Here is a 10,716-nt window from a genome sequence, read left to right as displayed (position 1 = left end):
TTCTGATGCTAGTTGGTCTAACACCTTGCAATGTTTGTCTTTTATACGTAATTTAAGGGTTTTCATGTACTTATATTAACAATCAAAACTCAAGGAAAATAGTCCTTAGTTAAATCAAACGACACTTTATGTCGTGTCGCTTATATCTCTGACCTGAAGGACAGAGTTTTACGCTCCATTTGATAAAAAAGCCATGATCAACATGGCTTTCAATGTTCCTAACGCAGGATGATAAACAGATTATAAATAATCGCCTTCACGCTCTGGCTGATACAAAATCTTCTCAATTTTGACTTTCATCATATGACCATCGGGCTGTGGCCATTCAATTTCCTGACCTTCAGCTAAACCTAAAATGGCAGTCCCGACAGGTGCAACCACATTCACCTGCCCTTTCTCACCTTTAAAGTCATGCGGATAAACCAAGGTAATTTCAGTCGGTTCTTTTGCAGGTGCAATGGTAATCAATGCGCGGGCATTCATGCTCACCACATTATTCGGTACATCTTGTGGCGCAACCACTTCAGCACGTGCCAATTCATCTTCTAGATGTTGCATCGTTGGCGTCAATTTAGGTTGATGCTCAAGCATCGTTTCCAAACGGTGCAAATCTTGTTCTGAAATAATAATCTTTGGTCTAATCATTTACTTTTATTCCTGTCATTCCGACAATACTGTCATCATCAGCTTGCCTACAATCATATTCAATACGCTTAAGTTATAACAGAAATTCAGCTTATTGAACGAAAAATCAATTTTTTACATCCATAAAAAAAGCCCCCTTGAGGGGCTTTTCTCAAGGCTGTGCTTATTTTGCGTAAACTGGGAATTTCGCGCAAACAGCTTCAACTTTTGCTTTTACAGTATTAATTACAGCTTCGTCACCTTTGCTGTCAAGAATGTCTGCAATCCAACCTGCAAGATCACGTACTTCTGCTTCACCAAAACCACGTGTAGTTACCGCTGGAGTACCGATACGGATACCAGAAGTTACAAATGGAGAACGTGGATCGTTCGGTACAGAGTTTTTGTTTACAGTAATGTGCGCAGCACCTAACCATGCATCTGCATCTTTACCTGTAATATCTTGCTTGATTAAAGAAAGCAAGAACAAGTGGTTTTTCGTACCACCAGATACTACATCATAACCACGTTCAATAAGAACTTCAGCCATCGCTTGCGCATTTTTAACAACTTGTTGTTGATACGCTTTGTATTCAGGCGCCATTGCTTCTTTAAAACAAATTGCTTTTGCTGCAACTGCGTGTACCAATGGACCACCTTGGTTACCAGGGAACACAGCAGATTGTAATTTTTTCTCGATCTCTTCGTTTGCTTTCGCAAGAATTAGACCAGAACGTGGACCACGCAATGTTTTGTGTGTAGTAGTAGTCGTTACGTCAGCAATTTGCACAGGGTTCGGATATACACCAGCAGCCACTAGACCTGCTACGTGTGCCATATCTACAAATAAATAAGCACCAACTTTGTCTGCGATGTCGCGGAAACGCTGCCAATCTACAATTTGGCTATACGCAGAGAAACCCGCAACAATCATGCGTGGTTTGTGTTCAAGCGCTAAACGCTCAACTTCTTCGTAATCAATTTCGCCAGTTTCTGGGTTTAAACCATATTGGATAGCGTTATATGTTTTACCTGAGAAGCTTACTTTTGCACCATGAGTCAAGTGACCACCATGTGCCAAGCTCATACCTAACACAGTGTCGCCTGGGTTAAGTAAAGCTAAGTAAACTGCAGAGTTTGCTTGTGAACCAGCGTGTGGTTGAACGTTAGCATAATCTGCACCAAAGAGTTCTTTAGCACGGTCAATCGCCAATTGTTCAATAATATCTACGTATTCGCAACCGCCGTAGTAGCGTTTGCCTGGGTAGCCTTCTGCATATTTATTGGTAAGTTTTGAACCTTGAGCTTCCATTACTGCAGGTGAGCAGTAGTTTTCAGAAGCAATTAACTCAATATGAGCTTCTTGGCGCGCATCTTCATTGGTGATCGCTTGAGCTAATTCTGGATCAAATTCGGCAATAGAAATATTGGCAAACATTAGCGAGGTCCTATTAATTTAGGGCTTTTAAGCCGTGCTAAGATTGGCGCGTATTGTAGCATAAAGTTTGTGAACTGAGAGAATGAACTTTGCTCAGTTTTACATAAAAATAGCTCATGTTTCAGATAAAACACGAGCTATTTTAGGTCAAATCAATCTTTATCGTAATTCAACAACTTATTGAATAGGCATTAGTGATTGAACATCTTTGACAATCTCATCCATATTATTCACATACACAGTACCATGGTTCCATTTTTGCTCTACAGGTAAATCCTGATCAGTGACGTAATGAATTTTAGTTCCCATCCCTTGAGCTGACTGAACCAAGTAATCCGTGACTTGTTTCGGTACAGTTGGGTCAGCCGTTCCTTGATAAATAAATATAGGCGTACTGATTTTCACTTTTAATGGCTGTGAATCATTGGTTAAGAAATCTTTAACTTCAGGGATGGTCGTCATGAAATTTGGTTGAGTACGTGGATAACCATCCAATGTTCCATACGTCTTTACATGCGTTAGCATTGACTGAGCCATACTCTCACCTAATGCCTCATAACAGATAGACTCTGCCTGAGCAGCAAGTTGATCTGTTGGTCACACAAATATTTCAGAATATTGCAAGGTTGGAGCAGTATTTCTTAGCCCCGCAGCAATTAGAGCAGTAAACGTATCTAGTGGCACAAGTGTCTGTGCTTTCTTTATTACATCTGGCTCTTGAGCCGCTTTTTGTTCACCACCCGCCAATACCAACGCTAAATTTGATGCAGGTGCGATAGCTATGGCACCCTTATAATTTAACTGCGCCCGCGATGCATACTGTGCTGCACCTAAAGCCGCATGTCCACCCTGTGAATGTCCAACTACACTCCATCGCGTTTCTGCAGTATTACCCAAAAGCTTGCTTGCAGCGACAACAGCATCTGTAATCGAATAAGCTGCACTTTTTAAATTCAAGAATGGATGTAATTCTTTACCACTCGGTTCGCCTAAACCTTCGTAGTCGGGTGCAACAACGGCATAACCTGCTGCCAATAGTTTAGCAATGAAGTACTCATTTCCATTTAAACCTTGACGACTTGGTGCACACGCATCTGCCACGCCTGTTGTGCCATGTGCCCAAACTACAAGTGGCCATCCGCCCGTAGGTTTAACTGTTTGAGGGGTAAAAACAAGTGCAGTTGCTTGAGTTTCCCGTCCATTTACACCTAACATTTTATATGTCATCAATGTTTTAGATGAACTCACTGCATTTAAAAGATTATTCGCATTTTCACCCTGATCCCGATAAAGCTCTGTTTTCACGACTGGGGCACTAAAATTATATTTCGGAATACCATCCTCAACAACCACAACACTCGTATCGTCATGATCATCATTACAGGCGGTTAAAAACAAACTGCTGCTGGCCAAAGCCACGCTTAACCATATTTTTTTCATTTGCTTACCCTTGTCTTCATATTCTTATTAATTGCATCCTTCGCAATCTTTATTTGTACGCTTTTTTATCGTATCAGGCAAGATTTCAACAATTAATATGCAAGTTTATTTTATTTAAAATTAAACACTTACGGTAAAAATCAGTAAATTGATCACATATACAAGTGCCTATTAAATTTCAATTCAATTTGTCATACGCAGCGGCTAATGTTAGATTGCATTTTTATTGAATGACGCAAGCGAATCAGGACATGCAGGCAATTATTCTCGACACTGAAACCCATACTTTAAATGGACAACCCATTGAGATTGCCTACGCCCCCATTCAAATTCAAGATGGCAAAATCAGTCTAGATAAAAGTCAAATTTTCGATCAGTTATATCAAGTCGATGAGCCAATTTCATTCGCAGCGATGGCGGTACATCATATTTTAGAATCAGATTTAATTGATCAACCGCATTACAGTAGTTTCGAATTACCTGCCGAAACCACCTATATTATTGGGCATAATATTGATTACGATATTCGCGCTTTAGAAAAATGTGGTGTGGATACTTCTAAAATTAAAGCCATTTGCACTTTAGCACTTGCACGTCGTGTATGGCCGAATGCTGAAGCACACAATATTTCAGCTTTAATTTATATGATTACCAAAGGCAGCGAAAAAGCGCGTGATATGATTAAAAAAGCGCATCGTGCCGATATGGATATTATTTTAACGGCCAATATTTTGATGCACGAAGTTCATCAATTACAAATTCAAAGTATTGAAGAACTCTACACTGCCTCAGAAGAAGCACGTATTCCACAAATTATCAATTTTGGTAAACATCGTGGTACGGCAATTGCTGACCTTCCTGCCGATTATGTGCAATGGTTATTAAGACAAGAAGATTTAGATCCTTACTTACGCAAGGCGCTCGAAAATACCAGTATTTTGACTTTATAAATGTTTCAAGTGAATCTTATTGCATTTACCTGTCATAAATTATTCATATTATTGTAATTTTCAAAGTCTATGCTTTGCCTTAATTTATTGGGGAAATAAATTAAGGCTCATGTTTAATTATCAAAAAACTCAACTCGGTCTAGATGCATTACAACAGCGCACACGTGATTTAAATGCACGTCAACGTCGTTTATTGGTACTGATTGGTACTGAAGATTTTGATTTACTCGGAGATCAGTTCAAGCAACGTCTTGCACCACCTGAATTGATTGAACAGCTATTAGATATGCACCTGATTGCCCCTGCTGCGCTTGAGCAAGACACTTTGCAACACCAAGAGCAAACGGCTAACATTCTGCTGCAACAAGAGCAAGAGCTATCATCTACCACTTTACACACAGAAATTCATAGCCAACTTGCAAGCAGCACCCCGCAAGCGCATGCTGAAAGTTTGGCAGAACCAATCCACACCCAACATCTTCAAGTAAATTCAGTTCCTGCATATTTAGAAGCACGTGTTGCAGCTGCCATCAATACAGAACAGCCCGCTGAAAAACCTGAACCCCAAGCAGAAATACAGCCTGAAATTACCGCTTTGAGTTTTGAAGATGTAAAATTTCTCATGATGGATACTTTGCAGCGTCATTGTGGATTAATGGCAAAACAACTGATTCAGCGAATTTTACAAGCTCAGGATATTCGCAGCTTAAAACTCTGCCAAATGCAATGGATTACCTCTTTGCAAGAAACTCGTTTACCACCGAAAGTACTCAATCAGATTTTGCAGCAAATCAACCACTCTCTGCAAAAGCTTAATCCGACTTAAAGCTTAGATTTTTTTACTTAGTTTTAAGTCTTTTTAACAATTAAAACCATGCTCAGGGACATATGGATTAATTTATTTTTATTACTTTTCAACACCTTAAAAACACATATAAATCCACATCTAAACCTTAGATTCATTATCCCTATAAAAGCTAAGACTTTAGCGGCATAGCCCCGACTCATAAAAATCAGCGATATAGTATTTTCCAGAATTGTTGAGGCACAGGGTCATGATGAATCATGCATTTTTTTTAGCGTTTGATGCTTATGACAATCCAATGCAACTCAGTAAAGTTGGCAATTGGGTGATTACCTTTTTAAGCCCAAAAGATCAGGAAAGCCAAATACAGTTAGCGATTACCAATGTGTTGCCGCGTCAAATTTCAGCACATTTACAACCGCGACGCATAGTGATTCAACAAAGTACAGATGCCCAGCTCTGGCAAATCTTGCAAATTGAATGTTTTGATAGTCAAACCAATCAAGAGTTGAGTTTTCAACCCGATGATGACATTGGGCAAGCGGTCATTCAAAAAATTATTCAAGAGTTTGATAAATACGATGTAAATATCCAACTTGTAGAAGATCAGACGGTTTAAAGCGATATGTTTTACACTTAATGAGCACTTTATTTACGTGTGCTTTAAAAATCCTGCGCACAAAAAAGCTCATCGAAATGAGCTTTTCTAAAAATAAAGTAGTCTCACAAATATTTACTCCAACACACGGAAAATACTATCAGACTCGCGGCTTTCAAACAAAAGTTCGATGCTTGGTAAAATCACTTCACCTTCCACAATAATGTGTTCAATTTTGTGAAATAGTGCCAAACCCGCTGCCAATGAAGTTTCTGGGATATTACGTAGCAATGCTTTTGCTTCGTAAATATGGCTAAACTGGTCTTTAACTTTAATATCGATGATTTGCGTCATTGTTGTTCCCTTTTTCTTGACGGAAATTTTTTATACCATAGCTTATAAATTTTTTAAAAAAGTGAGTTGTTAGATTGTTTGACAATGTAGTATTTTTTTAAACTAAATTTAAATTATCTAATAAATTCAAACACATATTTTTTAAAATTTTATTTACAACTTACAAAACCACAGTAAATTTGCTTGTTTTTCATTCTAGCACAGAAAAAACTCGCATTGCTGCGAGTTTTTTTATGTTGGAAGGCTAGTGCTGATTTTATTGTTTGAACAAGAGTTACAAACTCAACGAGCTGTCATTGATCCGTCCAACTGCATCGTAGCGTCTATTACATTGAATGACCTACTGTAGTTTTAATATAGTGAAACTTATTTTTTGCTGCAATAGCCCACTACATTTCAACACATTCACACAGCAAAATTTCAATTGATTTAATTTTCAGTTACGGCATAATTTTATGCGGTTAAAAGCTCCAGCTTTGCGATTAGCTTCTGCATAACTTGGCGATACTTTCAAATAATAAGAAGTCGACGATTATTCAATTAACTCAATTTCATAATCAACATCTTGCAGCATATCTTTATTGTATAGCTTTACCATTGCTGTTGCTTCAGCATAATCGTAGAACAAACCTTCTGCGACGGCTTTACTGCGAAATTCCGTGGTACCAATTTCATTATCATGCGGAACAAAATATAAGTTTTCTGGAATGAGTTTAACGATATAGCCCACGAAGCTGCCCTCAGATTTTTCAGTTTTAAAATATGTGAGTTTTATATGCTGAAAAACGTGATCAGGCTATGGCAAATAAGATCGAATGTTTATCTTAATTTTTTATATACTTTTCAACTATTTTTTATATTACAGTTCAATGCTTATATACTAATTTGGTGCGCTCAGCGGGACTCGAACCCACGCCACAGGCTTCGGAGACCTGTACTCTATCCAGTTGAGCTATGAGCGCGCGCTGCACATCATAACAAAAAATTGCTGAAGGTAAAGCAACTATATATAAGTTACGTATTTTTATGCTTATGCTTTAAACAATGTTCCAAACTTGCAACATAGAATTCCATCTAACTTACTTGGTTTATTGGCGCAGATCGCTCACAATAGTGGCTCTATTCCTCAAGTGAGAATTTCATGACTGATGCATTGACGTTAAGGGACGTGTCAAAGACCTATCGAAATGGTTTCCAAGCACTGAAAGGAATTAATTTGACCGTTCCTGAAGGCGAGTTTTATGCCCTACTTGGACCCAATGGTGCAGGTAAATCTACAACCATTAGCATCATCAGTTCTCTCACCAAAAAAACGGCAGGCACGGTAGAAATTTTTGGGCACAATCTGGATACACAACCATCTCAAGCCAAGCAGTGCTTAGGAGTTGTGCCGCAAGAATTTAACTTCGGTCAGTTTGAAAAGACGTTTGATATTTTGGTCACACAAGCAGGCTATTACGGTATCCCTAAAAAAATTGCCGAACAACGTGCCGAAGAATATTTAGAAAAACTGGGTTTGTGGGATAAACGTGCCACTCAAGCGCGAATGCTGTCTGGCGGCATGAAGCGTCGTTTAATGATTGCACGTGCCATGATGCACGAACCGAAACTACTTATTTTGGATGAACCCACTGCAGGTGTAGATATTGAGCTGCGTCGTTCAATGTGGGATTTTTTAACAGAGATGAATGATAAAGGCACCTCAATCATTCTCACTACCCACTATTTAGAAGAAGCCGAAATGTTGTGTCGTCGTATCGCGATTATTGATCGTGGTGTGATTAAAGAAGACACTTCCATGAAAAACTTCTTAAACCAGTTAAGTGAAGAATCTTTTATTTTCGATTTAGCTGAACCGATTCAACCCATTCATTTAGATATTATTGGTGTACGTTTCAACTTAATTGATGCAGTGACCCTAGAAGTCACTATGGATAAAGCTCACACCTTAAATGATTTATTCCAACTTTTAGAAGCACAAGGCATTCGCGTGCGCAGTATGCGTAATAAGTCCAACCGTCTAGAAGAGTTATTTGTCAAAATGGTCGAAAAGAATTTAGATGGAGCTGCGCAATGAATTTTACCCAACTACGGATTGCACTCTATACCTTAGTGCATAAAGAAGTTCGTCGTTTTATGCGCATATGGCCTCAAACCTTGCTCCCGCCAGCCATCACCATGAGTTTGTACTTTGTGATTTTTGGTAATTTGGTCGGTTCGCGTATTGGTGAAATGGGCGGCTTTAGCTATATGCAATTTATTGTGCCCGGCTTAATTATGATGGCAGTCATTACCAACAGCTATGCCAACGTATCTTCAAGTTTTTTTAGTGCAAAATTCCAGAAAAGCATTGAAGAACTAATCATGAGCCCTGTACCTTTGCATGCCATTTTATGGGGCTATGTTTTGGGTGGTGTTAGTCGTGGCGTATTGGTCGGTATTATTGTCACCACCATGAGTCTATTCTTTACCGACCTTTATATTACCAACTGGTTTGTTACCATTTATACCGTATTAATTACGTCCTTTTTATTTTCATTAGGCGGTTTTATTAATGCTGTTTATGCCAAATCATTTGATGATATTTCTATTATTCCAACTTTTGTACTGACTCCACTGACTTATTTAGGTGGTGTATTCTATGCCATTAGTGCCTTAAGCCCTTTTTGGCAAAATCTCTCTTTAATTAACCCTGTGGTGTATATGGTTAATGCTTTCCGTTACGGCATTTTAGGACATAGTGATGTCAACGTGACGATTTCATTATCTGTGATTACACTATGCTGCGCAGTGCTTTATGGTATTGCCTATCATTTACTTTCTCGTGGTTCAGGAATGCGTGAATAATGAGTGTTGAACAATCTCTCCTTGGTAAAGACACCAATTATCCTACAGAATATCAACCCGATATTTTATTCCCTATTTCACGTGCTGCTGCACGTGAAAAATATGCAGATGTTGAGGGAATTCAACTGGGGCAAGACTGGTGGCACGTTTTTGAAATTTCGTGGTTGAATGCCGCAGGCATTCCGCAAGTTGCGATTGGTCGGATTACACTACCTGCTTCATCGCCTAACCTGATCGAATCAAAATCATTAAAGCTCTACTTTAATAGTATGAACTTTACCCGCTTTCAGTCTGAAGCCAATTTCATTGAAACTGTTGAGCATGATTTAACGGCTGCTGCGCAAGCACCTGTTACGCTAACTTTATTTCAGGTCGATGATTTAGCGATTAGCCAGCCTGAGGGCATTTGCATTGATCAGCTCACGCCTGAGCGTTTAGAGCAGCATCCTGACCCAAGTTTATTGCAATTCGATTTAGAACAAGCGGAAGATATAGAGGTACAACTTTTCTCACATTTATTACGCAGCAATTGTCCTGTCACAGGACAACCTGACTGGGGCACGGTTTTTATCCGTTATCAAGGCAAAAAACCTTGTTATCGCAGTATTTTGGCTTATATTATTTCTTATCGTCAGCATAATGGTTTCCATGAACAATGTGTGGAACAGATGTTTGCAGACATCTGGCAAAAATTCGCACCAGAAAAACTGATGGTATATGCAACCTATACACGTCGTGGTGGTTTAGACATTAACCCTTGCCGTGTATCGGACTTAACATGGATGCCTCGCCCTATTCGTTTAGCGCGACAATAACAACATTGAGGTTGAACAATGCCATTTTTTGGATTCATTCCATCTGCAGAATTATTAAATACGATTGAAACTGCACAACAGAAAAAAAATTCAAGTGAGCCGCTGTACCCACTGCGCGACAAAACCGCATTAATGATTAATGAAGAAATCATTGATGCCATTTTAACCGAGTTGGTACGTCGTTTTCCTGCCAGCGATAAACGCGACACTGCCGAAAAACTTGCGGGCTATGTCAAATCTACCGTTGCAGTACTCCTAAAACAATTATTAAGCAAAGCGCCAAATGATGTCGTGAAACAATCGATTGAATTTTCTGAGCGCAGTAGCTTTAAAGATGCAGCAGGCAATGCACGTGTAGGTGAAACGCTCGATGCAAGTCTAGTGACCAACCTGAAACACAACTATGCCGAAATTCAAGCAGGCAATGAAGTGAACAAAGCTGCTTTAACCGAACTATATAAACAGTTTGCAGAAGCGACGGTACGCCACTTTATGAGCGACTTTAACAAAACCCTCGATTTGGGCATGATTAAGCGTAAAGCAGCAGATATTGGCGCAGCAGCGGTAATTAAAGCTGTCCATATTGCGGTGGATAAAATCATCCCAAATTTAACCAAAGAGGAACTCTTGGTTTTAGCGGAATATCACGACACCTTATTCCATCATTAATATCAGTGGGTTTAACTCATAATGCGTTTTAAGCCCTTTTGTTGCATGTTAAGTGCAAAATGCCTGATTTTGATCAGGCATTTTTATATGCAATGCAATATCAGGATATGTCTGCAACTTTTGCACAATCAAGAATAACTTTTTGCACCTAGATTGAATTTTGTTACAAATCCTGC

Annotated in this window: 11 protein-coding genes, 1 tRNA gene and 1 pseudogene; 7 read left to right on the top strand and 6 right to left on the bottom strand. The window is 39.1% G+C overall.

Annotated elements, in window-relative coordinates:
- Nucleotides 1-240: 240 nt before the first annotated feature.
- From rnk to FTU09_RS08040, 3 genes and pseudogenes are all read right to left on the bottom strand, one after another.
- Nucleotides 241-645 (bottom strand): nucleoside diphosphate kinase regulator, encoded by a 405-nt coding sequence (gene rnk / locus FTU09_RS08050; RefSeq protein ID WP_004972920.1) that lies wholly within the window; start codon nucleotides 643-645, stop codon nucleotides 241-243.
- A 163-nt stretch (nucleotides 646-808) separates the two neighbouring features.
- Complete coding sequence (gene glyA / locus FTU09_RS08045; protein WP_019836649.1) at nucleotides 809-2,062, bottom strand: serine hydroxymethyltransferase; 1,254 nt, start codon at nucleotides 2,060-2,062, stop codon at nucleotides 809-811.
- A 177-nt stretch (nucleotides 2,063-2,239) separates the two neighbouring features.
- Nucleotides 2,240-3,502 (bottom strand): annotated as a pseudogene (locus tag FTU09_RS08040) (alpha/beta fold hydrolase).
- A 251-nt stretch (nucleotides 3,503-3,753) separates the two neighbouring features.
- On the opposite strand from FTU09_RS08040, the gene FTU09_RS08035 reads away from it, so the two are divergent.
- The 3 genes from FTU09_RS08035 (at nucleotide 3,754) to FTU09_RS08025 (ending at nucleotide 5,876) form a co-directional block, all read left to right on the top strand.
- Nucleotides 3,754-4,452, top strand: coding sequence for an exonuclease domain-containing protein (locus FTU09_RS08035; protein ID WP_026438378.1), 699 nt, complete (start codon nucleotides 3,754-3,756; stop codon nucleotides 4,450-4,452).
- Nucleotides 4,453-4,561: 109 nt separating this feature from the next.
- The gene (locus FTU09_RS08030) at nucleotides 4,562-5,278 is read left to right on the top strand and encodes a hypothetical protein (protein ID WP_180079959.1); all 717 of its coding nucleotides are present in this window, start codon (nucleotides 4,562-4,564) and stop codon (nucleotides 5,276-5,278) included.
- Nucleotides 5,279-5,507: 229 nt separating this feature from the next.
- Nucleotides 5,508-5,876 (top strand): hypothetical protein, encoded by a 369-nt coding sequence (locus FTU09_RS08025; protein WP_371971679.1) that lies wholly within the window; start codon nucleotides 5,508-5,510, stop codon nucleotides 5,874-5,876.
- Between the two features lie 114 nt (nucleotides 5,877-5,990).
- On the opposite strand, the gene FTU09_RS08020 is transcribed toward FTU09_RS08025, so the two are convergent.
- The 3 genes from FTU09_RS08020 to FTU09_RS08010 form a co-directional block, all read right to left on the bottom strand.
- Nucleotides 5,991-6,209 carry a hypothetical protein gene (locus FTU09_RS08020; RefSeq protein ID WP_004972907.1) on the bottom strand — a complete coding sequence of 73 codons (219 nt, stop codon included), beginning with the start codon at nucleotides 6,207-6,209 and terminating at the stop codon, nucleotides 5,991-5,993.
- A gap of 532 nt (nucleotides 6,210-6,741) precedes the next feature.
- The gene (locus FTU09_RS08015; RefSeq protein WP_004972905.1) at nucleotides 6,742-6,939 is read right to left on the bottom strand and encodes a hypothetical protein; all 198 of its coding nucleotides are present in this window, start codon (nucleotides 6,937-6,939) and stop codon (nucleotides 6,742-6,744) included.
- 156 nt (nucleotides 6,940-7,095) lie between these two features.
- A tRNA-Arg gene (locus FTU09_RS08010) sits at nucleotides 7,096-7,171 on the bottom strand.
- Between the two features lie 179 nt (nucleotides 7,172-7,350).
- On the opposite strand from FTU09_RS08010, the gene FTU09_RS08005 reads away from it, so the two are divergent.
- From FTU09_RS08005 to FTU09_RS07990, 4 genes are read left to right on the top strand one after another with little or no spacing between them, the layout of a single operon-like run.
- Nucleotides 7,351-8,286 carry an ABC transporter ATP-binding protein gene (locus FTU09_RS08005; protein ID WP_154320519.1) on the top strand — a complete coding sequence of 312 codons (936 nt, stop codon included), beginning with the start codon at nucleotides 7,351-7,353 and terminating at the stop codon, nucleotides 8,284-8,286.
- Nucleotides 8,283-9,056: an ABC transporter permease gene (locus FTU09_RS08000; RefSeq protein ID WP_096902393.1), complete on the top strand. Its 774-nt coding sequence runs from the start codon at nucleotides 8,283-8,285 to the stop codon at nucleotides 9,054-9,056. The genes FTU09_RS08005 and FTU09_RS08000 overlap by 4 nt, the downstream gene beginning before the upstream one ends.
- A complete protein-coding gene (gene queF, locus FTU09_RS07995) occupies nucleotides 9,056-9,871 on the top strand; it encodes an NADPH-dependent 7-cyano-7-deazaguanine reductase QueF (RefSeq protein WP_154320518.1) in 816 nt (271 codons plus the stop codon). The genes FTU09_RS08000 and queF overlap by 1 nt, the downstream gene beginning before the upstream one ends.
- 18 nt (nucleotides 9,872-9,889) lie before the next feature.
- Nucleotides 9,890-10,540 carry a hypothetical protein gene (locus tag FTU09_RS07990; RefSeq protein ID WP_070152374.1) on the top strand — a complete coding sequence of 217 codons (651 nt, stop codon included), beginning with the start codon at nucleotides 9,890-9,892 and terminating at the stop codon, nucleotides 10,538-10,540.
- Nucleotides 10,541-10,716 lie beyond the last annotated feature (176 nt).

Origin of the sequence: Acinetobacter sp. YH12058, assembly GCF_013419805.1 — a bacterium.
Taxonomy (GTDB): domain Bacteria; phylum Pseudomonadota; class Gammaproteobacteria; order Pseudomonadales; family Moraxellaceae; genus Acinetobacter; species Acinetobacter towneri.
The sequence above is the reverse complement of the archived record's forward strand: the minus strand, read 5'-3'. Positions and strand labels throughout refer to the sequence as shown.